Source organism: Tardiphaga sp. OK245 (genome assembly GCF_900108575.1).
Lineage (GTDB): Bacteria > Pseudomonadota > Alphaproteobacteria > Rhizobiales > Xanthobacteraceae > Tardiphaga > Tardiphaga robiniae.
The window spans coordinates 324,100-347,173 of sequence record NZ_FNWZ01000001.1 but is presented as its reverse complement, the minus strand read 5'-3'; the positions used below and the strand labels follow the sequence as shown (position 1 = coordinate 347,173).

Genomic DNA, 23,074 nt, shown 5'->3' with positions numbered 1-23,074 from the left:
AGGATACACGCATGACCACCGAGATCGCGTTCACGCTGGACGCAAAAGGCACCAAGTCGCCGCTGACGCTCAAGATCACGCAGGGCGTCATCGCCGGCTGGACCGGCCGCGATCCCGTCGCGCGCGATCATCACATCAAGGAACTCGAGGCGCTCGGCATCGCGCCGCCGGCCTCGACGCCGATCTACTACCGCTGCTCGGCGCGCCGTTTCACCACCGATGGCATGATCGAATGCACCGACGAGAATTCGTCGGGCGAAGTCGAGTTCTGCCTGATTGCGTCAGGCGGCAAGACCTATGTCGGCGTCGGCTCCGACCATACCGACCGCAAGGTCGAGACCTACAACATCACTGTGTCGAAGCAGATGTGCGACAAGCCGATCGCGCCGGTGGTGTGGGAACTGTCCGAACTGCTTCCCCATTGGGACCAGATCATCCTGCGCTCCTGGGCCACCATCAAGGGCGAGAAGGTGCTGTATCAGGAGGGTCTGCTCAGCGGCATGCTGCCGGTGGCCGAGTTGATCAAGAAGGGCTTTGACAGCGACAAGCTGCCCGACGGCACCGCCATGTTCGGCGGCACCTTCGCCGCCAAGGGCGGCATCCGACCGGCGGAGCGTTTTGATTACGAGATCGAAGATCCCGTGCTGAAGCGCAAGATTAGCCATGGCTATGATGTGAAGACATTGCCGGTGGTGGGCTGAGGTTCTTAACCTCTCCCCGCATTGCGGGGAGAGGTCGATCCGGCGAAGCGCAGCGCAGCCGGAGCGGGTGAGGGGCGGTCACCGTCGTCACCACGCGCGCGCGCTCCCGGGTCTCCCGTCCTTCGATCCGATAGTTCTGCGCCTGTCTTTTCTCTCCTGCCTCGCCCCTCACCCGGCCGGCTTCGCCGTCCGACCTCTCCCCGCAAAGAGCGGGGAGAGGTTAGTTGCCCGGAAATCGGGTGGCTTCACCCGCCCATCTCCCCAAAATGGCCAACAGGCCATGACAACATGATCGCGGCCGGATGACGGAGGCGATGACATGGTTTCACTCGCGAAGAAGCGCCCAGAAAACAATGACGCGCCGCAGGCGCGCGTCGATGCCATCGACTGGCAGCGCATCGGCGCCGAACTTGACGCCCAGGGCTGTGCCGTGTTCGAGAAACTGCTCACGCCCGATGAGTGTCGTCACCTCGCATCGCTCTATCCCGACGATTCCCGTTTCCGCAGCCGCATCGTCATGGGCCGCCACGGCTTCGGCCGCGGCGAATACAAATATTTCAACTATCCGCTGCCCGATCCGATCGCCGGCCTGCGTCCGGCGCTCTACGGACCATTGAGCACGATCGCCAATCGCTGGAACGAGGCGATGGGGATCGACGTGCGCTTTCCCGCCGATCACGCCGCGTTTCTCAAGCGCTGCCACGACGCCGGACAGACCCGACCGACGCCGCTGCTGCTGCAATATGAAGCCGGGGACTACAACTGCCTGCATCAGGATCTCTATGGCGAACACGTGTTTCCGCTACAGGTCGCGATCCTGCTGTCGGAGCCGTCGGAGGATTTCACCGGCGGAGAATTCGTGTTGACGGAGCAGCGTCCGCGCATGCAGTCGCGCGCCGAAGTGGTAGACTTGCGGCAGGGCGATGCCGTGGTGTTCGCCGTGCATCACCGGCCGGTTGCCGGCACACGCGGCAGCTATCGCGTCAATCTGCGCCATGGCGTCAGCCGGGTGAAGTCGGGCCGTCGCCATACGCTCGGGGTGATCTTTCACGATGCGAAGTGACGGGACGACTGAAGCACCGCGATGACCGACCTGTTCGCAGATATCAGGGATGATCAGCCAGCGCGCGAAGAGCTCGCCGAAGGTGCCGTTCTGCTGCGAAATTTCTTCGCCGCCGAACAGCCGGATGTAATCGCCGCGCTGCGTATGATCGTGAAGGCGGCGCCGTTCCGCCATCTGGTCACGCCGGGCGGTCACACCATGTCGGTCGCCATGACCAATTGCGGCCGTGTCGGATGGGTCTCGGATCCATCAGGCTATCGCTACGATCCCTTCGATCCCGAGAGCGGCAAGCCATGGCCCGAAATGCCGGCATCGTTTCGCGATCTCGCTGCCCGCGCTGCCGTTCAGGCCGGCTTCGAGGCCTTCGTGCCGGATGCGTGCCTGATCAACCGCTACAAGCCCGGCGCCAAACTCTCGTTGCACCAGGACAAGGACGAACTCGATCTGCGCGCGCCCATCGTCTCGGTTTCGCTCGGCCTGCCGGCAACATTCCTGTTCGGCGGTCTCACCCGCAGCGCGCCAACGAGGCGCTATCGTCTGACCCATGGCGATGTGGTGGTCTGGGGCGGCCCGTCGCGGCTGGCCTATCACGGCGTCGCGCCGCTGCCGGACGGCACGCACCCGGTCATGGGCGGCCAGCGCATCAACCTGACCTTCCGCAAGACGTGTTGAACGGCGCGCGTTGAACGCTTTCCTTGGCTGCCGCGACCATTCTATGGTCGGGCGGGGTGAGGGGACCATGAGCGAGCAGGAACGAACCGGCACACAAGCCGTCTCCGGCAAAGCTGCGGGCATCTATCTCGCCGTCCTGCAACTGGTCTTCACGCTGGGCTGGGTCAGCTATGTGATCTATCTGCCGAAGCTCGCCGCCGATGCCGGCATTGCACCGACCGTCGTCATCTTCATCCTGATGCTCGATCAGGCGATCTTCACTGTTACGGATACGGCGATGGGTCTGGTTGCCGACAGGGTCGCGCGCGTGGTCGGCCGGCTCGGCCTCATTGTCGGCATCCTGACCGCGGTGTCCTGTGCAGCCTTCGTCGCGCTGCCTTTCGTTGCCGGGCAGGGACCGAAGGCGCAGGTCGCGCTGATCGCATTGATCGTGATCTGGTCGGCGACATCTTCCGCCTTGCGCGCGCCGCCGCTGACATTGCTTGGCAAATATGCGGCGCGCCCATCGCGGCCATTTCTCGCGGCGTTGGCCATGCTCGGCTATGGCGTTGCCGGCGCGCTCGCGCCCTATCTCGGCACGACATTGCGCGGCGTCGATGCGCGGCTGCCTTTCGTACTTGCCGGCGTCGTCTTGCTGATCGTGACGCTGGCGCTGTCGCGCGTCGAGCGCGGACTCGTGCAGGTCAGCGCCCGCGAGGCAAAGGCTTTGCCGGCACAAGGCAAGGCGCTCGGCCGCATGCCCATGCTGTTCATCGCTGCGATGGTCATTCTCGCGCTCGGCTTCCAGCTGCATTTCAGCATCAACAGCGCGCCGATGTTCCTGCGCTTCGCCAAGCCGGCCGATCTGGAATGGCTGATGCCGATCTTCTGGATCGGATTCAACATCGCGATGTTTCCGGCCAGCGCGGTGGTCAAGCGTCAGGGCGGCATCGTCGTCATTGGCACCGCCGGATTGCTCGGCGCGCTTGCGGTGATCGGCGCGGAGTTCGCTGTGAATCTCAACATGCTGATCGCGGCGCAATTCATCGCCGGCGCGGCATGGGGCTGCGTGATGATGAGCGCGGTGTCGGCGGCGATGGCGATCGGCGAGACCGGCGCCGAGGGCAAGGTCATCGGTCTCGTCTTCTCGGCGCTCGCGCTCGCAACCTTCGCACGCATGGCCGCCGTCGCCGGCGGATTGCAGAAGCTGCCGGACTATGCGCCGTTGCTGCACTGGGCGCCCGTCGCATGCTGGGCGGTCGCCGGTGCTGGACTACTGGCGCTCGCTGCGGTTCGGCTGCAGCGGCGGAGCGCATCGATACCAATCGTCTGATGCTTTCCGCGCGTCGGAATTCGATTTAATCGATCGATTAAATTTCGCTGGCCAAGGCATTCGGCCGCCATTACGCTTTCCTCAATAAAAACCAGAACGAGGAAACGACAATGACCCGAATGGGCATATTGGCTGCCATTGCTGTTGCTTGCCTGAACGGTTCGGCGCTTGCCGACCCCATCACCAAACCTCTCACCATCGCGGTGCTGAACGACAAGAGTTCGGTGTTCTCCGATGCCGGTGGCACCGGCAGCGTGGTCGCGGCGCAGCTTGCGATCGACGATGTTGGCGGCAAGGTGCGTGGCCAGCCGGTGAAACTGCTCGGGCCGGATCATCAGAACAAGACCGATATCGGCGTGTCGCTGGCGCGCGATCTCTACGATCAGCAGGGCGTCGATGCGATCTTCGACATCGGCAATTCTGCGATCTCGCTGGCAGTGCAGAACATGGCGCGCGAGCGCGGCAAGGTGCTGGTGCATGTCGGCTCGGCCACGGCCGACGTATTCGGCAAGCAATGCGCGCCGACCGCCGCGATGTGGCTGTACGACACCTATTCGCTGGCGCAGGGCATCGCCAAGGCCGTGGTCAAGCAGGGCGGCGATACCTGGTATTTCATCACAGCGGATTACGCGTTCGGTATCGCCATGCAGGCGGAAGTCTCGAAAGTGGTGGAAGCTGCCGGCGGCAAGGTGCTCGGCGCGGTGAAGCATCCGGTCGGCACGATGGATTTCTCGTCCTTCCTGCTGCAGGCGCAATCCTCCGGCGCCAAGGTGATCGCGCTGGCCAATGCCTCGGGCGACACCGTCACCAATATCAAGCAGGCGCGCGAATTCCAGATCGGCGAGGGCAAACAGAAGCTCGCCGTGCTGATCTTCTATCTCACCTCGGTGAAGGCGCTCGGCTCCGAAGCCACGCAGGGCGTGCAGTATCTTGAGGGCTATTATTGGGACAACGATGATGCCAGCCGCGAATTCGGCAAACGCTTCATGGCCAAGCACGGCAAGATGCCGACCCATGCGCAGGCCGGCGTTTATAGCGCCGTGAAACATTATCTGCGCGCTGCGGAAGCCGCCAACGAGAATGACGGGTTGAAGGTGATGCGTCAGATGAAGGCGATGCCGGTCGACGATTTCTTCGCGCCGGGCGCCCGCGTACGCGAGGACGGCCGGCTGATGAATGACATGCTGCTGGCAGAAGTGAAGAAGCCGTCGGAGGTCAAGGGCGAGTGGGACCTGCTGAGCATCAAGGGCAAGGTGAAGGCCGAAGACATCATGCGCCCGATCGCGGAAGGTGGATGCACGATGCTGGATCCGCCGGTCAAACAATAAACTCGTCGTTCCGGGGCGTACTAACCTCTCCCGCATTTGCGGGGAGAGGTCGACGCGCCTTTCGATGCGCAGCATCGAGGGGCGCGGCGGGTGAGGGGCATCCACTGCAGTCGCTGCGAACTATTCCTCTCGGATCGCACATCTTCGATCCGAGAGGTTGAACATGTGTCCTCTTTCTTGCCTCGCCCCTCACCCGACCGGCTTCGCTGCGCTACGCCGGTCGACCTCTCCCCGCGCAGAGCGGGGAGAGGTTAAGCTGGCTTCTTCGGATGAATGAACGCCCACGGACTGACTTCCGAGTCCCTGACCACATCCACCGCGATCAGGTACGGCCCACCGTCCGCCAGCGCCTTCTCCAGCGCCGGCTTGAACTCCGCCGGTGACGTCACCCTGATAGCACCGACGCCGAATGACTCCGCGAGCTTGACGAAATCCGGATTGACCAGATCGGCGGCCACTACGCGGCCGTCGAACACCTGCAACTGGTCGCGCCGCACATTGCCATAGGCATTGTTGTTGAACACCAGCGTCACCACGCCGATCTTGAACTGCACGGCCGTCGCCAGTTCCTGCACCGCGAACATGAATCCGCCATCGCCGGTGATGGCCACCACCGGCCGGTCCGGCTGCGCGACCTTGGCACCGAGCGCGGTAGGAAAGCCCGAGCCGAGCGTGCCCTGATAGCCCGAGGTGATGAAGGTGCGGGGCTGATAGACCGGGAAGCCGAACCATGAGGTGAAGCCGACCTGCGACAGCTCGTCGGTGACGATGGCATTCTCCGGCAACACATCGCGCAGGATGTCGAGATAGGCCATCTGCGGCTGGATCGCCTGGATGTCTTTCTGCGCTTTCGCCGAGGCTGCGCGGATCGTCTCGCGACGCCCGGCCGTCTTCGTATATCCGGCCTTGCTCACGGCGGCGACCAGCGCGCGCGTTCCTTCTGTCGCATCGGCAACGATCGGCGCATCGACCGTGAGCCGTCGGAATTCGACGGGATCGATATCGATGCGGATAGACTTCAGCCCCTCCGGCCGGAACGGCCAGCGGAACGTGGTCGGCAATTCCATCCGCGAGCCGATGCCGATCATCAGATCGGTCTGCGGCCACAGATTATAGGCGGCCGCCATGGTCAGGCCGAGTTCATGTGCATTGCTGACGATGCCGCGGCCGGAGCGGAACGCAACCACGGGCGCGTCGATCATCTCGGCGAGTGCGAGGATGTCGTCGCCCGCATCCATCGCGCCCGCGCCGACAAAGATCATCGGCGCTTTACTCGCCTTGATCAGCACGGCTGCGGCCTTGATCCGGTCAGGATCGGGCGAGGGCGCGGCGAACGGCTCAAGCGTCGTCGCTGCGGCGGTGTCCGCGCGCTGCGTGAACACATCCCACGGCATTTCCAGCGCCACGGGGCCGCGGCGGCCGGACATCATCTCCTGAAATCCGCGTGCCACCTTGGTCGGCGCGTCCCCGGGATAGTCGATGCGCTCGGCCCATTTCACGAAACTGCGGAGTGTCGCAAGCTGGTCCGGCATCTCATGCAGATGACCGCGGCCCTTGCCAAGGTAATCACTCGGCACCTGACCGGTGAGGCACATCACCGGCTCGTTGCAGCCGAAGGCGGTCAGCATCGCCGCGCTGGCATTGAGAATGCCGGGGCCGGGCACCACGCTGAACACGCCGGGCTTGCCGGAGGCGCGGGCGTAGCCGAACGCCATATAGCCGCAGGCCTGTTCGTGGCGCGCGCCGATGACGTTCAGCTTCGCCTGATGAAAGGCGTCGAACAGACCATAGACCTGCGCGCCGGGCAGGCCGAACACCGTATCAACGCCATGTGCCTTGAGCCCGCTTACGATGGCTTCGCCACCGGTGAGAACAGTCATGCGTATTCCAATCCGTTAGTGTTCGTCGACGACGCCATTGCGCAGCGTGCCGATGCCGTCCGCCTTGATCTCGATTACATCGCCGGGGACAAGATAGCGTGGCGGATCGAAGCGCGCACCGGCGCCGGTCGGCGTGCCGGTGACGATCACGTCGCCGGGCACGAGGGTCGTGAAGGTCGAGATATAGCTCAGGAGATAGCGGAAGCCGAACATCAGCCGCGAGGTGCGATCGTCCTGCCGCAGCTCGCCGTTGACATGCGTGGTGAGGCGGATGTCAGCGATCTGGCTTTCGTCGCTATAGGGCACGATCCATGGCCCGAGGCTGCCGGTGGAGTCGAAATTCTTGCCTTGCGTAACGTTGAACTTGGCGTGGCGTACCCAGTCGCGGATGGTGCCTTCGTTGCAGAGCGTCAAGGCGGCGATGTGGTCCAGCGCATCGCCCTCGGCGATGTGGCGTCCGGCCTTGCCGATCACCAGCACCACTTCGCCTTCATAGTCGAGCTGCCTGGATACGCGCGGCCGCACCAGCGGCGCCTCATGCCCGACGAAGGAGCGCGGCGTGCGCATGAACATGCTCGGATATTTCGGCGCGTCCTGACCGTCCTTGTATTCGGCGTTGCGGTCCGGATAGTTGACGCCGATGCAGATGATCTTTTCCGGTGCGGGGATCGGCGGCTGCCAGGTGATGCTCTCCAGTGCAAAATCCGCAGGCTGGTTGGCCGCGGCATCGGCGAGGCGATGCAAGGCGCCATGGGCGATGGCCTCGCGCAGCGTCGGATAATCCCCGCCGTAGCGCGCCGACAGATCGACGATCCCATCGTCAGTGACGGCGCCGTATTTCAGGACTCCGTTGACGGTGAAGGTGGCGAGGCGGGAGTGGGTCATAGGTTGCGCTCCGATATTGCCGCGACGCTCCGATGATTCCTCCCCCCAAGCACAGCGAAGCTGTGCAGGGAGGGGAGGGTGGCCGGCCCAATTCTTCTTATTGGGCCGGTCGGGTGGGGGTGCCCCACGTGACGTCGGAGCGTGGGGCACCCCCACCCCGGCCTCCACGTCAGCGATGCTTCGCATCGCTTCGTTCGGCCGACCCTCCCCGCAAGGGGGAGGGAAAATATGTCGACGGTGCGTATCACGTCACCACCCATCATCATCTCACACTCAATCCGCAATCGTCACATCCGCTACAAACGCCGGCTCACGCACGGCCTGCCCATTGAATGGCGAACCCTGTTCGAACCATGACCTTGGCGCAGGCGCGCCCCACAGGGTCTGGCGGCGCGGGTCCTTCAGCGACCAGCGCAGGGGCTCGTGGTCGGTGTCCATGGTCTGGTAGTCTGACGTGTAGAGTTCGAGGCGATGGCCGTCGGGATCCCTGACATAGAGGAAGAACGCATTGGAGATGCCGTGGCGGCCGGGGCCACGCTCCAGGTTCTTCAGATAGCCCGATGACGCCATGACGTCGCAAAGATGCAGGATGTTCATCGCGGTCGGCACCCAATAGGCGAAATGATGCAGCCGCGGCCCCTTGCCATTGGTGATGGCGAAGTCGTGGACATTGCCCTTGCGATGCATCCAGGCAGCGGCGATGCGGCCGCCTTCGCCGTCCTCCTCGCCATATTCGGTCAGCCGGAAGCCGAGCCGCGCATAGAAGTCGACGGTGTCCTGCACCTCGGCGGCGAAGACGTTGAAGTGATCGAGCCGCTGTGGATGGCAACCCTTGTAAAGGTCGAAGCGGCGCAGCAGATGCGGGCGCTTCTCCATGGTTGCATAGAGTTCGATCTGGAAGCCGAACGGATCGGTGACATGCATCGTGCGGCCCTGGAACGGGCGCTCGACGAAGGAGTAGACAATGCCGTTGGCAGCGAACCAGGCGGCGGCCTTGTCGAGATCGTTCTCGCTGGCGACGCGGAAGCCCAGCCGATGGCAAGCTGATGTTGCCGCCTTGCGCAACACCAGCGAGTGATGCTGGTGCTCCTCGACGGCGCGCAGATAGACGGTGTCGCTGTCGGCGTCCTCGACATGCAGGCCGACGGCGTTCTCATAGAATGCGCGGCTGGCCTTGAGATCAGTGACATCCAGCACGACGTGGCTGGAGCGCAGGATGTTGAAGGGCGGATCGAACACGTGGGTCGGCACGGGCATGGGCGTTTCCTGCGTTTTTATCTCGTCATTCCGGGGCGCGTGCGCACTAGCGCACGTGAACCCGGAATCCCGATATGTTCATCACTTCTCGATGCCGGGCGGTTCAGAGGGGGATGAACCGCACGAGATTCCGGGTTCACGTGCGTAAGGGCGCACGTGCCCCGGAATGACAGTCTAGATACCGAGGCGCTGTATCTTATGCGTCCCGCGCGCCAGCGAGATGTGTTTGGTTTCCATGTAGAACTCGAACGAATAATCCCCGCCATCCCTTCCAATGCCGGAGGCTTTCATGCCGCCGAATGGCGTCGGCAGGTGGCGGACATTTTCTGAATTGAGCCAGATCATGCCGGCCTCCAGCGCGTCGGCCACGCGCAGCGCGCGGCCCACATCATTGGTCCAGACATAGCCGGTGAGGCCGTATTGCACGGCATTGGCGATCTCAATGGCTTCGGCTTCGTTGCTGAAGGGGATCACCGTGAGGAACGGGCCGAACACTTCCTCCTGTGCCACGCGCATGTCCTTGTGCGCGCCGGTCACCAGCGTCGGCTGCACATAATGCCCGCCGCCAGGGCCGTCATATGGTTTGCCGCCGACGGCGATGGTCGCGCCGTCCTGCCGCGCGATGTCGAAATAGCTGCACACCTTGGCATGATGCCGCGCATGGATCAGCGGGCCGACTTCGGTTCTGGGATCGAGCGGATGCCCGACCTTCAGTGCCTGCACGCGGGCCGTGAGCTTCTCGATGAATGTATCGGCAATGCTCGCCTGCACCAGCAACCGGCTGGACGAGGTACAGCGCTCGCCATTCAGCGAGTAGATCATGAACACCACGGCATCGAGCGCGCGGTCGAGGTCCGCATCATCGAACACGATCACCGGATTTTTGCCGCCGAGTTCGAAATGCACGCGCTTCAGGGTCGGCGCACCCTGCGCCATGATCGCGGAGCCGGTGGCGCTTTCGCCGACAAAGGCGATGGCCTTGATGGCCGGGTGTTCGGTTAGCGCCTTGCCGGATTCTTCGCCGAAGCCGTGCACGGTGTTCAGCACGCCGTCGGGAAGTCCGGCCTGCTTCGCGAGCTTTGCGAGGAGATCCGCCGTGACCGGCGACCATTCGGCCGGCTTGTGCACCACCGTGCAACCGGCAGCCAGCGCCGGCGCGATCTTCCAGGTGGACAGCATGAACGGGGTGTTCCACGGCGTGATGACGCCGACCGGGCCGATCGGCACGCGGGTCGAGACATTCCAGTGCTCATCCGCCGGCATGTTCTGGCCGTCGCGCGCCTCCAGGCATTTGTCGGCATAGAAGCGGAAATTCTCGGCGCCGCGGATCGCGGCCTTGGCCATGAAGCGATGCGCCTGGCCGGTGTCGATACATTCCAGCACAGCGATGTCGTCGGCATTGTCCTCGATGGCATCGGCGACGCGGTGCAGCAGCTTCTTGCGCGCAGTCGGCGCCATGTCGCGCCATTCCTTGAAGGCGCGATGGGCGGCCTTGGCGGCACTGTCGATATCCGCTGCCGTGCCGCGCGCGACCTGTGCCAGCACGGTGCCATCGATGGGCGACGTCGTTTCGAACACCTCACCCGACGATGACGGCACGATCCGGCCATCGATAATATTGCCGATACCGTCGACCGAGAGCTTCTTCAGCAGCGGCGCGGCGCGCTCGGTGTTGGCCTGAAGGACAGCGGCGGGATCGGCAGGGGTCTTAGCCATTGTTGGCCTCGGCTTTCAGCAGGTCGTGAATGGGATTGCGCTTCCAGCTCGTCGCGCTGTCGTTGATCTGCATGTCGAAGGACAGCGCAAATCGGCCGCCGGCGAAAACATTGTCGAGATGGGTCGAGACCACATCGAAGATATGCGCACCGGCTGTCTGGCGAGCCTCGAGCGAGCGGCCTTCGCCGATCCGCAGCAGGATATCGAGAAAGCTGAGGCCGGCGCGGCCGTCGGCGATGGCATAATGCTCGCAGCGGATCGCGCGGACGCGGATGCCGCCGAGCGGAAAGATGCCGGTCTGCACCGCAGCATTGCGGATGACCTCGCAGAGCGCGCTGATATCGATCGCGCCGTCGAGATTGGCCGAATATTCGATGGTGAAATGCGGCATGGTGCGTGATCCCTGTTCAGCCGAAGTAGCAGCTCACGGTGCCCCATGGGCCATAGTCCGCCTGGATCGTGTCGCCTTTGCGGGTCTCGATGGGGCGAATGAACGAGCCGGCGAGAACGACCTGGCCGGGTTCCAGCGCTAGCCCATGCGGCGCGATCTTGTTGGCCAGCCAGGCGACGCTGGTGGCGGGATGATTCAGCACACCAGCGGCCAGGCCGGTTTCTTCGAGCTGGCCGTTGCGATGGCACATGGCGCCGACCCAGCGCAGGTCAGTCTCCAGCGGCCGCATCGGCCGGCCGCCGAGCACGATCCCGGCATTCGCCGCATTGTCGGCGATGGTGTCGAAGATCTTTCGCGTGGCTTTGGTTGCGGCATCGACGCGCTCGACACGCGTGTCGAGGATCTCGAGTGCCGGGACCACGAAGTCGGTGGCATTGAGCACGTCGAACATCGTGCAATCCGGGCCTGTGAGCCGCGTCTTCATCACGAAAGCCAGCTCGGCCTCGACCCGGGTTGCGATGAAGCGATCGGTGGGAACGATGCCGCCATCGGCGAAGAACATGTCGTCGAGCAGCACGCCGGAATCCGGCTCGTCGATATTCAGCGCGCTCTGCATTGCCTTGGAGGTGAGGCCGATCTTGTGGCCGCGCACGATGCGGCCTTCACCGGTCTTGATTGCAATCCAGGCTTTCTGAATCGCGTAGGAATCGTCGATGGTCATGCCGGGATGATCCAGCGATAGTTGACGGATCTGCGTCCGCGTCTTCTCGGCGTGATGCAGGCGCTGCGCCGCGCTTGATATGTCTGAATAGGTGAGTGCCATCGCGTCGTCATCCCGCGCAGAAAAGCCGCGCGGAAAACCGATTAACATGTTAAGTTGTTGCGATCAAACCCCGGCCGTGACAATTCGATTGTGCGTTGCACACTGGGATGCGCCAGAATCATCCTATAGAGGCGATCATGACGACAGCATCAAAGCCACGGACCGCCGCCAAGGTCGCTGCGAAAATCCCGATGCGCGACTTCTCGCAGTCGCTGCCGATGTCGCTGCTGCGAACGCGGGAATCGGTGATGCGACATTTTCGGCCATCGCTGCGCGCGCATGATCTCACCGAACAGCAATGGCGCATCCTGCGCGCGCTCGCGGCGTCGGGCGAGATCGAGGTGACGGAACTCGCGCGTGTCGCCTTCCTGCTGGGGCCGAGCCTGTCGCGCATCCTGCGCGATCTCGAAGGGCGCAAGCTGATCGAACGGCGGCTGCTGAAGGCCGATTTGCGCCGCAGCATTGTTTCGATCACGTCAAAGGGATTGAAATTGATCGAGGCTGTCGCGCCCACATCGGAGGCAATCTATGCCGAGATGACGAAGCGCTTCGGCGCGCGCAAATTGTCCGACCTGCAGGCCCTGTTGCATGAGCTGGAAGCTGCGCTGCTGGCCATGCCAGCTGCCGATGGGGCGGAAGACGATGACGCTGGTGAATAACTGATCTGCATATTTTTGCGGCAAGGCCGTCGCACGTCACGCGAGCGTTAATTCGTCGTACGAATTTCGCTGGGCTGTAGACAGGAGAAGAATTTTTCGCTCAACTCCCGCCATCAAAAGAAGGCTGGCGCTCAAGTCCGGCCTCTTAGGGAGAGAACGATGACGCTCACGAGACGTGGATTCACGGCAGGATTGGCCGCTGGTCTGACCGCCCCCTACATCATTGGCAGCGCGCGCGCCCAGGGCGGCGGAACGATCAAGATCGGCATGTGCGCGCCGATTACGGGGCCGGCCGCCGAAGCGGGCAAATATGCCACCGGCGGCGCCAAGCTCGCAGTCGAGGCCATCAACAAGGCAGGCGGCATCCTCGGCAAACAGATCGAACTGATCATCGAGGACGACCAGACCACCAATCCCGGCATCGTGCTGGCCTTCTCCAAGCTTGCTGCCAATCCCGACATCGTCGGTTTCCTCGGCTCGATCCGTTCGACTCAGGTGCATGCGATGGCGCCTGACGTGCTCAAGCTCGGCAAGCCGGTGATGTTCGGCGGCACCGATCCCAACCTCACCAAGCTCGGCAATCCCTGGCTGTTCCGTTTCCGTCCGAATGACAGCTATTCCGGCCGCGTCATCGCCGAATATGGCGTCAAGAATCTCGACAAGAAGAAGTGGGCCGTGCTGCATTCGACCGATGCGTTCGGCACCGCGGGCGGCAAGGCACTGACCGAAGCGCTCGGGCCGCTGGGTGCAACCGTCGCGCTCGATCAGGGCTATGCCAATCAGAGCCAGGATTTCACGCCTGTCGTATTGGCGATCAAGCAGTCCGGCGCCGATATTCTCGGTTCCTATTTCACCTTCGAAAACGATCTCGGCATTTTTGCCCGCCAGCTCCGCCAACTCGGCGTCAACATTCCGTGGGTGGGCTCGCCCTCGATCGTCAATGTCACGGCATTGAAGCTCGCCGGCCCCGCGCTCTACGGCACCTATGGCGTCGCCGATTACGCGGAAGATTCCTCCGAGGCGTCGAAGGCCTTCGGCAAGGCCTATCGCGATGCCTACAAGGTTGCACCGGATAACCAGAGCTCCTGGCCATATGATGCGATCAACGTGCTGGCAACGGCGATCAAGAATGCCGGCTCGACCGATCCGCAGAAGATCCGCGAGGCGATTCTCACGGTCAAGAAATATCCGGGAGCCGAAGGCGAATACAACTTCGACAAGAACGGCGACGGTCTGCACGGCTACAACATCGTGAAGAACGAAAAGGGCAACATCGTCTTCGACAAGCACATCGAATTCGATAATTGACGGTGAGGGCCGTCTTCCGACGGCCTAAATCGTCATCCCGGGGCACGCGCGTCTTCCGCGCGTGAACCCGCCACACAATTGTCATTCCGGGGCGCGAGCGCCGTCAGGCGATCGCGAACCCGGAATCCCGAAATGTTCAGCGCCTGTTGCCGCGCTCACCATGTCGAGATTCCGGGTCTGCGCCCAAGCGGGCGCATCCCGGAATGACGAGTTCTTGGCAAAATCACCTCCCACCGAGCACGCCTGATGGATCTGGTACTGCAATTACTGTTTACGGGAATCGGCATCGGAGCCGTCTATGCGCTGGTGGCGCTGGGCTTCGTGCTGATCTTCCGCGCCACCAATGTCGTCAATTTTGCGCAGGGCGAGTTCTCGATGGTCGCCGCCTATCTCATGGTGGTCTGCGCCGTCGATCTGGAACTGCCTTACTGGCTGTCCTTCATTATTGCGCTCGCCGGCATGGCGGTCATCGGCGTCATCTTCAATCTCGGCGTCTATTATCCGCTGCGCCACCGCACCTATCTGCCTGTGATCATCGCCACCATCGGCGCCTCGATCCTGATGGCCAATGGCGTGCTGGCGCTGTATGGCCCGCAGCCGCAGGTGCTGCCGGGTTGGTTCGACACGCCAGGCATCCAGCTCGGTCCGGTCTATCTCGACAGCCAGTATCTGCTGATCATCGTGGTCACCATTGCGCTGGTGATCTTCAACTACTGGTTCTTCGAACACACGATGATCGGCAAGAAGCTGCAGGCGACATCGCAGGACAAGGAGATGGCGTCGCTGCTCGGCATTTCCGTTTCCACCATGATCATGGTCACCTTCATCTATTCGGCCGTGCTCGGCGGTCTCGCCGGGCTTCTGGTCGCGCCGATCCTGTTCGTCTCGATCCAGATGGGCTCCACCATCGCGCTGAAGGCGTTTGCGGCCACCATCATCGGCGGCTTCGGCGATGTCACCGGCGCCATCATCGGCGGTCTCGCGCTCGGGATCATCGAGACGTTCGGCGCCGCCTATATCTCCGTACCCTACAAGGATGGCTTCGCCTTCCTCGTGCTGGTGCTGTTCCTGGTGTTCCGTCCGCAGGGCATCTTCGGCGAACGTGTCGCGGAGAAAGCATGAGCACCTCCAGCGACAACATCCCGGCAGTAGTCATCACGCGTCCGAAACCGCTGCTGCTGCGTCACGCGCCGTATTTCATCGGCGCGGCTATCGTGGTCTTCCTCGCCGCGTCGATGCAGTTCGACGGCTACATCCTCAACATCCTGATGCAGGCCACCACTTTCGCCATCGCCGTGTTCGGCCTGTCGGTGGTGCTCGGCCTGTGCGGCCAGATCAATCTGGCGCAGGCGGCGTTCTTCGGCTTCGGCGCCTATGCGGTCGGTATCGGCACCACGGACTATCAGCTCAGCTACTGGCTGTGTCTGGTGGCGGGCTGCGTGATGGCACTCGTCGCCGGCGCGGTGCTCGGCCTGTCGACGCTACGGCTCGGCGGCCATTACCTCGCGATGGTGACGATCTCGTTCCAGCAGATTGTCACGCTGGTGATGATCAATGCGATCTGGCTCACCAAGGGGCCGGACGGCGTGTCGAAGATCGGGCGTCCGTCGCTGTTCCTGTCGTCGCAGTCCTATCTCGCTTTCTGCGTCGCGATGCTCGCTTTGGTCGGTTACATCGTCTGGCATCTGCCGGAGACGCGGCTTGGCCGCGCCATGCGCGCGGTGCGCGACAATGAACTCGCCGCCGGCGTCAACGGCATCGATGTGTTCCGCACCAAGGTCTATGCCTTCGCCATATCGGCCGTGCTCGGCGGGCTCGGCGGCGGTCTGTTCGCCGGCGGCTTCGCCTATATCTCGCCGGATCAGTTCTCCTTCGCCGAATCCATCGTGTTCCTGACCATGTCGCTACTCGGCGGCGTGGCGTCGCCGATCGGCTCGGCCATCGGCACGGGTCTCTTGATCCTCATTCCGGAATGGCTGCGCTTCCTCAAGAGCGTGCCGGGCCTCTATCTGGCGATCTACGGCTTGTCGGTGATCCTGATCATCCGCTTCATGCCCGACGGCATCTGGGGCTTCGTCACCGCGGCCTATGATCGCATGCGAAGCAGCAAGAAGGTGGCTGTGACCAGCGCGCCGCTGCAGCTCAGGCCGGCGGCGACCGGCGGTGACATGGTGCTCGAAGTCACCGGCCTGTCGAAACACTTCGGCGGTTTGAAAGCCGTCGATCAGGTCGACATATCCGTGCGCCGCGGCGGCGTGCATGCGCTGATCGGCCCCAACGGCTCCGGCAAGACCACGACGCTCAATGTGCTGTCGGGTCTCTACAATGCGACCTCGGGCAAGGTGGTGCTGGACGGCACCGACGTCACCACGATGCCGCCGCATCTGCGCGCAGCGGCGGGGCTCGGCCGCACCTTCCAGAATATCCGCCTGTTCCGCTCGATGACCGCGCTGGAAAACGTCATCATCGGCGCCGAGCGGCCGGGCAATACGCTCACCGGCAAGGGCGATGAAGCCGCGCTGACCGAGCGGGCGCTGGCGGCACTCACTTTCGTTGGCCTCGGCCCGCGCGCCATGGAGTTGATCTCCAGCTTCTCCTACGGCCATCAGCGCCTCATCGAGATCGCGCGCGCACTGGCGGCGAACCCGACGCTGCTGTTGCTCGACGAGCCCGCCGCCGGTCTGAACTCGACCGAGAAGCTCGAACTGCATGAACTGCTCAAGCGCATCGCCGCGCAGGGGCTGACCATCCTGATCATCGATCACGACATGACGCTGGTGTCGGAAGCAGCGCAGCACATCACCGTGCTGAATTTCGGACGGCGCATTGCCGATGGCGAGTCGATGGCGGTGCTCCGCCATCCCGACGTCGTCTCGGCCTATCTCGGAACAGACTGATGCCGCTGCTTGAAATCAACGATCTCAATGTCCGTTACGGCGAAATCGTCGCGCTCCGCGGTGTGTCGTTCAATGTCGAGGAAGGGCAGGTGGTGACGCTGCTCGGTGCCAACGGCGCCGGCAAGTCGACCACGCTGCGTGCGATCTCCGGTCTCGCCAAGCCGGCCTCGGGCGACATCCTGTTCGACGGCAAGTCGATCGCAGGTTTGGGCCCGGAAGCCATCGTGCGGATGGGCATCTCCCATGTGCCGGAGGGCAGGCGGGTATTTCCCGGCCTGACGGTGAAAGAGAACATCATGCTTGGCGGCTCCAATCGCAAAGCGAGCAAGGCCGAATTGTCTGGTGAAGCCGACGCGATGTTCGACCTGTTTCCCGACATACGGAAATTCTCTGGTGCGCTCGGCTGGACGCTGTCTGGCGGTCAGTTGCAGATGGTGGCGGTCGCCCGCGGCCTGATGGCCAAGCCGCGGTTGCTACTCCTGGACGAGCCGTCGCTCGGCCTCGCGCCGGTCATCGTACAGGCGGTGTTCCGCATCATCACGGAAATCCGCCTCTCCACCACGGTCTTGCTTGTGGAGCAAAATGCGCGCATGGGACTATCCGTCGCCGATCAGGGTTACGTGCTGGAAACCGGCCGTATCGTGCTTGGCGGCAAGCCGGAGGATCTCTGGGCCAACGAGGCCATCGCGGCCGCCTATCTCGGCGGTCATGGCAAACCTGCAGCGGGTCTTGCGGCCCATTGAGGGTCTTGCCCGACGGCCCCGCTGCCCATCAACAAGGACGAATGTCCCGCCATGGTTACAGTTCAAGTCAACAAGCTCATCGATTTCGTTGCCGACGTTTTCAGCCATGCCGACTCTTCTCCGGAAGAAGCCCGGCGCATCGCGACCTATCTCACCACCGCGAACCTCACCGGCCATGACAGCCACGGCGTCATCCGCGTGCCCGTCTATATCCGCTGGCGCAATAACGGGATGATCACCCCGAACCAGACCATCGAAATCCCTGTCGATACGCCATCGCTCGCCGTCGTCGATGGCCGCTTCGGCTATGGCCAGACAGTCGGCCCGCAGGCGGTCAAGCTCGGCATCGAGAAGTGCAAGGCGGCTGGTCTCTCCGCCATCGCCACCAAGAATTCCGGTCACATCGGCCGCATCGGCGACTGGGCCGAGATGGCCGCGGCCGAGGGCCTGGTCTCGATCCATTTTGTCACCGCGGCAGGCTCCGTGCTGGTCGCGCCCTATGGCGGTGTCGAGCGCCGTCTCTCCACCGCGCCCTATTGCGTCGGCATTCCGCGTCCCGGACAGATGCCGGTGGTGCTGGATTTCGCGACCTCGGTTGTCGCCGAAGGCAAGGTGCTGGTCGCCTCGCGCGGCGGCAAGAAGCTGCCGAAGGGCGCGTTGATTGCGCCCGATGGCACGCTGAGCGAAGACCCGGCGCTGCTTTACGGCCCGCATGAGATGCAAGGTCCGCGCGATCACTCCAAGGGCACCGGCGCGATCCGCGCCTTCGGCGATCACAAGGGCTCCGGCCTCGCGCTGATCTGCGAACTGCTCGGCGGAGCGCTCACCGGCAACGGTGCCACCAAGTATGATCGGCCATTCGCCAATGGCATGTTCTCGATCTATATCGATCCGAAGGTGATCGACCCCGCGAACTTCTTCGACGGCGAAGTCGCGCGTTACGTCGACTTCTTCAAGAGCGCCAAGCCGGCCGCCGGCGTCGATGCGGTTCTGATCCCCGGCGACAACGAAGCGAAGACTCGCGCCGAGCGTACCGCGAATGGCGTGCCATTGCCGGATGAGACCTGGGCTGCCATCGTGCAGACTGCACGCGACGTCGGCGTCAGCGAAGACGCCGTGAAGAAGGCGACGTCGTAATTTCTCGAACTCAACTCTGCTGCACTCAAGTCATCACTACCAACCAAAAGAAGGACCATCGACGATGGCAAACAAAGTCAAGGAAATCTGGAAGGCGGGCAAGGTTGCCGTCAACGGCTGGCTCGCGATTCCGTCGGGCTTCTCTGCGGAAGTGATGGCGCAGTGCGGTTTCGACAGCGTCACCGTCGATATCCAGCACGGCGTGCAGGACTATATGTCGATGGTGGAGTGCTTCCAGGCGATGGGTGCGCATCCGGTGACGCCGATGGTCCGCGTGCCATGGAATGAGCCCGGCATCATCGGCAAGGTGCTCGATGGCGGCGCCTATGGCGTGATCTGTCCGATGGTCAACACCAAGGAAGAAGCCGAGAACTTCGTTCAGTACTGCAAGTATCCGCCGCGCGGCACGCGCTCGAACGGTCCGATCCGTTCCGGCATGTATGGCGGCGCCGGCGACTATCAGAAGACGGCCAATGCCGACATCATCTGCCTGCCGATGCTGGAAACCAAGACCGCGGTCGACAACATGGAAGCCATTCTCGATGTCGAAGGCATCGACGGCGTCTATGTCGGGCCGTCCGACCTCGGCTTCTCCTACGGCCTGGTGCCGAAGCTCGACCGCGAAGAGCCGGAGATCCTCAAGATCTACGACAAGCTGATCAAGGAATGCGACAAGCGCGGCCTCAATCCGGGCATCCACTGCTCGGGTCCCGCCGGCGCCGCCAAGAACATCGGCATGGGCTTCAAGCTGGTGACGCTGCTCAACGACAGCGGCATTCTCGCCACCGGCGCGAAGAGCTGGGTCAACGACACCCGCAAGGGTTCGGGCGGCAAGGCGTAAGCGGAAGGCGCGCGCCACCACACTCTCGTCATTCCGGGGCGCGGGCGGCGCAAGCCGCACGCGAACCCGGAATCCCGAGATGCTTTGCTCTACGAAGACTCCCATGTCGAGATTCCGGGCTCCGTCCCGCCGCCTGCGGCGTCGGTCCGTCCCCGGAATGACTGTGTTAAAGGCGGAAGATTATTCCCCAACCGACCCAGCGTCCGCTTTCACTTCGCTCGACCGCCCGTCGATCACATCTGCAAAACGCATCAGCTCCTGCATCAGCCGCTGCTGCCCCTCCGGGCCGAGCGGTGCCAACAACTCCCGCTGCACGTCGAACACCCGCGGAATCGCTTCGTTGATGACGGCCTCGCCCGCTGAGGTGAGCTGAACACGCAGCGTGCGGCGATCATTCGGCTCCGGCAGCCGCGCTAGGTAGTTCTGCGCTTCCAGCTTATTGAGCCGGCTGGTCAGGCCGGCGCCTGACAGCAGCAGCGATTGGGCGATCTGCTTCGGCGACAGGCTGTAGGGCGCGCCGGCGCGGCGCAGCGCCGTCAGCACGTCATAAGTGCCGCGGGTCAGTTCGAACGGTGCCAGCGCCTCGTCGATCAGCGCCGTGCATTGCATCTGGATGCGGCCGATCAGGCCGTAGATGTGCACCGGGCTCGGATCGATATCCGGCCGTTCCGCCTGCCACTGCGCGAAGATCGCATCGACCTGTTCGCGCATCGCTGCGCGGGCGCGCGTCGGGCGGCGCGAGGGCGGTTTCGATGTCTCGTCAGTCATGGCGTCACGGCGTCCAGTCGATCACACGCTTCTCGATAAACTCGATGCCGTGGAAGAGCGCAATACTCAGCACGGTGAGCAATGCGATGGCGGCGAAAGCGAGTGGCGTCTGCGACTGCGCGGTGGAGGTCAGGATCAGGTAACCGAGCCCGTCCTGCGCCGCGACGAATTCGCTGATCACGGCGCCGATCACGGCGAAGGTGACCGCCACCTTGCAGCCGGTGAAGAAGTGCGGCAGCGCCACGGGAATGCGCAGCCGGCGGAACACCGTGTGCGGCGAAGCGCCGAGCGAGCGCATCAGATCGAGCATGGTCTTTGGTGCGGCCTCGAAGCCGGCGACCATGTTCACGAGGATCGGGAAGAAGCAGACCAGCACGACGACGATGATTTTGGGCCATTCAGCGAGACCGAACCACAGGATGATCAGCGGCGCCACGGCGACCTTCGGCACCGACTGCAGGCCGAGCAGGATCGGATAGATGATCCGGCGCGCCAGCGGATTGAGGCTGATCACGATCGCCAGCGGCAGCGACAGGGCTATGGCTAAGACGAAGCCGAGCACGGTCTCGCGCAGCGTGACGATGGTGTTCGATGCGAGTTCAGGCGCCCATTTCACCGCGGATGCATAGATCTCCGACGGGGCAGGCAGAATCCATGTCGGGATTTTCAACGTATCGCAGATCAGCTCCCAGCCAATCAGCAGGCCGAGATAGATTAGCGGCGTCGCGGCGCGGTCGATGAAACGCGAGGTCATGTCGATGCCCGGTTGAAGATGATGTCGCGGATCTGGTTCTTGATCTCCTGGAAGCGCGGCAGCTTCACGGTGTCGGCATCGCGCGGACGCGGCAGGTCGATGGTGATGTCGGCACGGATGGTGCCGGGGCGTTCCGACATGATCAGCACCCGGTCACCGAGCAGGATCGCCTCCTCGATGTCATGGGTGATGAGCAGCGCGGCGCGGCCCAGCTCCTGCCAGAGGCGCGAGAGTTCGAGCGACAATTCCTCGCGGGTGAGCGCGTCGAGCGCGCCAAAGGGTTCGTCGAGAAGTAGCAGGCGCGGATCGGAGATCATGGCGCGGCAGAAGGCGGCGCGCTGCTTCATGCCGCCGGACAGTGCCTGCGGGCGCTGATGGGCGAAATCCTTCAGGCCGGTGAGTTCGAGCAGCTTCAGCGCCCGCTCGCGCGCGGCGGCTTTCGGCAGCGCCAGCACGTCGGCGGGAAGCAATACGTTGTCGAGCACGCTGGTCCATGGAAACAGCACGTGCTCCTGAAACACGATGCCCACTTCATGCGATGGGCCGTCGAGCGGCGTGCCATAGCGCTGCATGGTGCCGGTGTCGGGCATTTCCAGCCCGGCAACGAGGCGCAGCAGCGTGGACTTGCCGCAGCCTGATGGGCCGACCACCGAGACGAAACTGCCGGGATCGATGCGCAGATCGACCGGGCCGAGTGCATGGGTCGCGTTGCCGCCTTTGCCGGGATAGGTCTTGGTGACGCCCTTGAGGTCGATCGCAGGAACCACCGCCGCGGCAGTCCGCGACGGCGCATCATTGTGTGCGGGGATCGCCGTCATCAGTCGATGAAGCCCGGCGCAAACAGGTCTTCCGGCTTCACGGGATTCTTCAGCGTGAAGTTGGCCGACATCACATCGACGGTGCTGGCGATGCTCTTCGGCTCGATATGGCCGAGCGATCCCTTCACCTCCGCGAGTTCCTTCACCAGCCTGGTCTCGCCTTCGATCACGGCAGGTGCGAGCTCCTTCTGATACTTCGCCATGATGGTGGCGGCTTCCGCAGGATTGGCGAAGGCGTCCTTCATGCCCTTGATGGTGGCGCGGACGAAGGCCTTCACCTGATCCGGGCTCTTTGCGATCATCTCCTCAGAGGCGATCAGGCCGTTGCCGTAATAATCGAGATTGGAGTCGGCGTAATTGATGCGGGTGACTTCCTTCGGCGCCACAGCTGCTGCAATCAGCGGCTCGCCGACCGAGAACTGGCAGATCGCATCCGCGCGGCCATTGGCGAGCAGCGACGGCAGCGCCGAGCCTTCGGCGACCACCCACTTCACCTTGCTGGCGTCGATGCCGGCGGCCTTGGCGAAAGCCGGGAACAGCAGGCGCACCGAGCTTGATGCGGTGTCGGCGACGGTCTTGCCTTCGAGATCCTTCGGCGAATTGATGCCGCTGCCCTTGATGGCGAAGATTGCCTGCGGCGGCTTCGCATAGACCACGGAGACCAGCTTCACCGGCACGCCGTCATTTCCGCGCGCCAGCACCAGCGAACCGGCATCGGCGAAGCCGAAGGTGGCGACGCCGGCAGCAACCTTCTTGATGGCGTCGGCCGAGCCCTGGCCGCGCACGAAGGTCACGTCGAAGCCCTCGGCCTTGTAGTAGCCCTTCTCGCGGGCGACGTAGAAATAAGCGTGGCGGCCGTTGAAGCCGAAATCGGTGATGAAATTGATCTCGGCAGCCTGCGCGCTGGAGACGCCGGCCGTGGCCAGGGTCGCAAGCAGGGCGGCGGTGAGGCGAGCGCGGAATTTCATGGTCTGACCTTCAGTGACGGGTGAGGAGGAGGCCGGCTTTCGGTGCGCAAGCGGCGCACCCAAATTCGTTCGCATTCGAATAAATGCTAAGGGCGGATTTGAGGAAGATCAACGGCGGCGCTGCCCAAAAACTCATCGAGATAAACGAAATTC

Annotated in this window: 22 protein-coding genes; 12 read left to right on the top strand and 10 right to left on the bottom strand. The window is 63.3% G+C overall.

Annotation, left to right across the window (positions count from 1 at the left end; all coding sequences use genetic code 11):
- Positions 1-11 precede the first annotated feature (11 nt).
- From BLW80_RS01540 to BLW80_RS01520, 5 genes are all read left to right on the top strand, one after another.
- Positions 12-701, top strand: a complete 690-nt coding sequence (locus tag BLW80_RS01540) for a DUF2848 domain-containing protein (RefSeq protein ID WP_093756560.1) — start codon at positions 12-14, stop codon at positions 699-701.
- A gap of 319 nt (positions 702-1,020) precedes the next feature.
- The gene (locus tag BLW80_RS01535; protein WP_093756559.1) at positions 1,021-1,764 is read left to right on the top strand and encodes a 2OG-Fe(II) oxygenase; all 744 of its coding nucleotides are present in this window, start codon (positions 1,021-1,023) and stop codon (positions 1,762-1,764) included.
- Positions 1,765-1,785: 21 nt separating this feature from the next.
- A complete protein-coding gene (gene alkB, locus BLW80_RS01530; protein WP_093756558.1) occupies positions 1,786-2,436 on the top strand; it encodes a DNA oxidative demethylase AlkB in 651 nt (216 codons plus the stop codon).
- A 67-nt stretch (positions 2,437-2,503) separates the two neighbouring features.
- Positions 2,504-3,748, top strand: coding sequence for an MFS transporter (locus BLW80_RS01525; protein ID WP_093756557.1), 1,245 nt, complete (start codon positions 2,504-2,506; stop codon positions 3,746-3,748).
- Between the two features lie 110 nt (positions 3,749-3,858).
- A complete protein-coding gene (locus BLW80_RS01520) occupies positions 3,859-5,076 on the top strand; it encodes an ABC transporter substrate-binding protein (protein WP_093756556.1) in 1,218 nt (405 codons plus the stop codon).
- A gap of 251 nt (positions 5,077-5,327) precedes the next feature.
- Here BLW80_RS01520 and BLW80_RS01515 read toward each other — a convergent pair whose 3' ends face one another.
- From BLW80_RS01515 to hpaH, 6 genes are all read right to left on the bottom strand, one after another.
- Complete coding sequence (locus BLW80_RS01515; RefSeq protein WP_093756555.1) at positions 5,328-6,956, bottom strand: thiamine pyrophosphate-dependent enzyme; 1,629 nt, start codon at positions 6,954-6,956, stop codon at positions 5,328-5,330.
- A gap of 15 nt (positions 6,957-6,971) precedes the next feature.
- Positions 6,972-7,841, bottom strand: coding sequence for a fumarylacetoacetate hydrolase family protein (locus BLW80_RS01510; protein ID WP_093756554.1), 870 nt, complete (start codon positions 7,839-7,841; stop codon positions 6,972-6,974).
- A 273-nt stretch (positions 7,842-8,114) separates the two neighbouring features.
- On the bottom strand, positions 8,115-9,098 hold the full coding sequence (hpaD, locus tag BLW80_RS01505; protein ID WP_093756553.1) for a 3,4-dihydroxyphenylacetate 2,3-dioxygenase: 984 nt from the start codon (positions 9,096-9,098) through the stop codon (positions 8,115-8,117).
- 174 nt (positions 9,099-9,272) lie between these two features.
- Positions 9,273-10,814 (bottom strand): 5-carboxymethyl-2-hydroxymuconate semialdehyde dehydrogenase, encoded by a 1,542-nt coding sequence (gene hpaE / locus BLW80_RS01500; RefSeq protein WP_093756552.1) that lies wholly within the window; start codon positions 10,812-10,814, stop codon positions 9,273-9,275.
- Complete coding sequence (locus tag BLW80_RS01495; protein WP_093756551.1) at positions 10,807-11,205, bottom strand: 5-carboxymethyl-2-hydroxymuconate Delta-isomerase; 399 nt, start codon at positions 11,203-11,205, stop codon at positions 10,807-10,809. The genes hpaE and BLW80_RS01495 overlap by 8 nt, the downstream gene beginning before the upstream one ends.
- A 16-nt stretch (positions 11,206-11,221) precedes the next feature.
- On the bottom strand, positions 11,222-12,028 hold the full coding sequence (hpaH, locus tag BLW80_RS01490) for a 2-oxo-hept-4-ene-1,7-dioate hydratase (protein ID WP_093757289.1): 807 nt from the start codon (positions 12,026-12,028) through the stop codon (positions 11,222-11,224).
- 137 nt (positions 12,029-12,165) lie between these two features.
- Here hpaH and hpaR point away from each other — a divergent pair, with 137 nt between their 5' ends.
- The 7 genes from hpaR (at position 12,166) to BLW80_RS01455 (ending at position 19,613) form a co-directional block, all read left to right on the top strand.
- Complete coding sequence (gene hpaR / locus BLW80_RS01485; RefSeq protein ID WP_115029794.1) at positions 12,166-12,687, top strand: homoprotocatechuate degradation operon regulator HpaR; 522 nt, start codon at positions 12,166-12,168, stop codon at positions 12,685-12,687.
- A gap of 159 nt (positions 12,688-12,846) precedes the next feature.
- Positions 12,847-13,995, top strand: coding sequence for an ABC transporter substrate-binding protein (locus BLW80_RS01480; RefSeq protein WP_089265093.1), 1,149 nt, complete (start codon positions 12,847-12,849; stop codon positions 13,993-13,995).
- 246 nt (positions 13,996-14,241) lie between these two features.
- Entirely contained in the window at positions 14,242-15,117 is an 876-nt protein-coding gene (locus BLW80_RS01475) for a branched-chain amino acid ABC transporter permease (protein ID WP_089265092.1), read from the top strand.
- Positions 15,114-16,892 carry a branched-chain amino acid ABC transporter ATP-binding protein/permease gene (locus BLW80_RS01470; RefSeq protein ID WP_093756549.1) on the top strand — a complete coding sequence of 593 codons (1,779 nt, stop codon included), beginning with the start codon at positions 15,114-15,116 and terminating at the stop codon, positions 16,890-16,892. The genes BLW80_RS01475 and BLW80_RS01470 overlap by 4 nt, the downstream gene beginning before the upstream one ends.
- A complete protein-coding gene (locus BLW80_RS01465) occupies positions 16,892-17,635 on the top strand; it encodes an ABC transporter ATP-binding protein (protein ID WP_068735820.1) in 744 nt (247 codons plus the stop codon). Before BLW80_RS01470 ends, BLW80_RS01465 begins: the two co-directional genes overlap by 1 nt.
- A gap of 51 nt (positions 17,636-17,686) precedes the next feature.
- Positions 17,687-18,772 carry a malate/lactate/ureidoglycolate dehydrogenase gene (locus BLW80_RS01460; protein ID WP_093756548.1) on the top strand — a complete coding sequence of 362 codons (1,086 nt, stop codon included), beginning with the start codon at positions 17,687-17,689 and terminating at the stop codon, positions 18,770-18,772.
- A 64-nt stretch (positions 18,773-18,836) separates the two neighbouring features.
- The gene (locus BLW80_RS01455) at positions 18,837-19,613 is read left to right on the top strand and encodes an HpcH/HpaI aldolase family protein (RefSeq protein WP_092146581.1); all 777 of its coding nucleotides are present in this window, start codon (positions 18,837-18,839) and stop codon (positions 19,611-19,613) included.
- Positions 19,614-19,793: 180 nt separating this feature from the next.
- On the opposite strand, the gene BLW80_RS01450 is transcribed toward BLW80_RS01455, so the two are convergent.
- Genes BLW80_RS01450 through BLW80_RS01435 form a run of 4 tightly spaced genes read right to left on the bottom strand, consistent with a single transcriptional unit; the run spans position 19,794 to position 22,921 of the window.
- Positions 19,794-20,381: a MarR family winged helix-turn-helix transcriptional regulator gene (locus BLW80_RS01450; RefSeq protein ID WP_093756547.1), complete on the bottom strand. Its 588-nt coding sequence runs from the start codon at positions 20,379-20,381 to the stop codon at positions 19,794-19,796.
- Positions 20,382-20,385: 4 nt separating this feature from the next.
- A complete protein-coding gene (locus BLW80_RS01445; protein ID WP_093756546.1) occupies positions 20,386-21,135 on the bottom strand; it encodes an ABC transporter permease in 750 nt (249 codons plus the stop codon).
- Positions 21,132-21,953 carry an ABC transporter ATP-binding protein gene (locus BLW80_RS01440; RefSeq protein WP_093756545.1) on the bottom strand — a complete coding sequence of 274 codons (822 nt, stop codon included), beginning with the start codon at positions 21,951-21,953 and terminating at the stop codon, positions 21,132-21,134. The genes BLW80_RS01445 and BLW80_RS01440 overlap by 4 nt, the downstream gene beginning before the upstream one ends.
- A complete protein-coding gene (locus BLW80_RS01435; RefSeq protein ID WP_093757288.1) occupies positions 21,953-22,921 on the bottom strand; it encodes an ABC transporter substrate-binding protein in 969 nt (322 codons plus the stop codon). Before BLW80_RS01435 ends, BLW80_RS01440 begins: the two co-directional genes overlap by 1 nt.
- Positions 22,922-23,074 lie beyond the last annotated feature (153 nt).

Coding starts and splice junctions, on each gene's coding strand:
- hpaE (WP_093756552.1), bottom strand. CDS start 10,814: ATGGCTAAGACCCCTGCCGATCCCGCCGCTGTCCTTCAGGCCAACACC.
- BLW80_RS01525 (WP_093756557.1), top strand. CDS start 2,504: ATGAGCGAGCAGGAACGAACCGGCACACAAGCCGTCTCCGGCAAAGCT.
- BLW80_RS01470 (WP_093756549.1), top strand. CDS start 15,114: ATGAGCACCTCCAGCGACAACATCCCGGCAGTAGTCATCACGCGTCCG.
- alkB (WP_093756558.1), top strand. CDS start 1,786: ATGACCGACCTGTTCGCAGATATCAGGGATGATCAGCCAGCGCGCGAA.
- BLW80_RS01475 (WP_089265092.1), top strand. CDS start 14,242: ATGGATCTGGTACTGCAATTACTGTTTACGGGAATCGGCATCGGAGCC.
- BLW80_RS01535 (WP_093756559.1), top strand. CDS start 1,021: ATGGTTTCACTCGCGAAGAAGCGCCCAGAAAACAATGACGCGCCGCAG.
- BLW80_RS01435 (WP_093757288.1), bottom strand. CDS start 22,921: ATGAAATTCCGCGCTCGCCTCACCGCCGCCCTGCTTGCGACCCTGGCC.
- BLW80_RS01465 (WP_068735820.1), top strand. CDS start 16,892: ATGCCGCTGCTTGAAATCAACGATCTCAATGTCCGTTACGGCGAAATC.
- BLW80_RS01460 (WP_093756548.1), top strand. CDS start 17,687: ATGGTTACAGTTCAAGTCAACAAGCTCATCGATTTCGTTGCCGACGTT.
- BLW80_RS01540 (WP_093756560.1), top strand. CDS start 12: ATGACCACCGAGATCGCGTTCACGCTGGACGCAAAAGGCACCAAGTCG.
- BLW80_RS01455 (WP_092146581.1), top strand. CDS start 18,837: ATGGCAAACAAAGTCAAGGAAATCTGGAAGGCGGGCAAGGTTGCCGTC.
- BLW80_RS01520 (WP_093756556.1), top strand. CDS start 3,859: ATGACCCGAATGGGCATATTGGCTGCCATTGCTGTTGCTTGCCTGAAC.
- hpaR (WP_115029794.1), top strand. CDS start 12,166: ATGACGACAGCATCAAAGCCACGGACCGCCGCCAAGGTCGCTGCGAAA.
- hpaH (WP_093757289.1), bottom strand. CDS start 12,028: ATGGCACTCACCTATTCAGACATATCAAGCGCGGCGCAGCGCCTGCAT.
- BLW80_RS01450 (WP_093756547.1), bottom strand. CDS start 20,381: ATGACTGACGAGACATCGAAACCGCCCTCGCGCCGCCCGACGCGCGCC.
- BLW80_RS01510 (WP_093756554.1), bottom strand. CDS start 7,841: ATGACCCACTCCCGCCTCGCCACCTTCACCGTCAACGGAGTCCTGAAA.
- BLW80_RS01515 (WP_093756555.1), bottom strand. CDS start 6,956: ATGACTGTTCTCACCGGTGGCGAAGCCATCGTAAGCGGGCTCAAGGCA.
- BLW80_RS01440 (WP_093756545.1), bottom strand. CDS start 21,953: ATGACGGCGATCCCCGCACACAATGATGCGCCGTCGCGGACTGCCGCG.
- BLW80_RS01495 (WP_093756551.1), bottom strand. CDS start 11,205: ATGCCGCATTTCACCATCGAATATTCGGCCAATCTCGACGGCGCGATC.
- hpaD (WP_093756553.1), bottom strand. CDS start 9,098: ATGCCCGTGCCGACCCACGTGTTCGATCCGCCCTTCAACATCCTGCGC.
- BLW80_RS01445 (WP_093756546.1), bottom strand. CDS start 21,135: ATGACCTCGCGTTTCATCGACCGCGCCGCGACGCCGCTAATCTATCTC.
- BLW80_RS01480 (WP_089265093.1), top strand. CDS start 12,847: ATGACGCTCACGAGACGTGGATTCACGGCAGGATTGGCCGCTGGTCTG.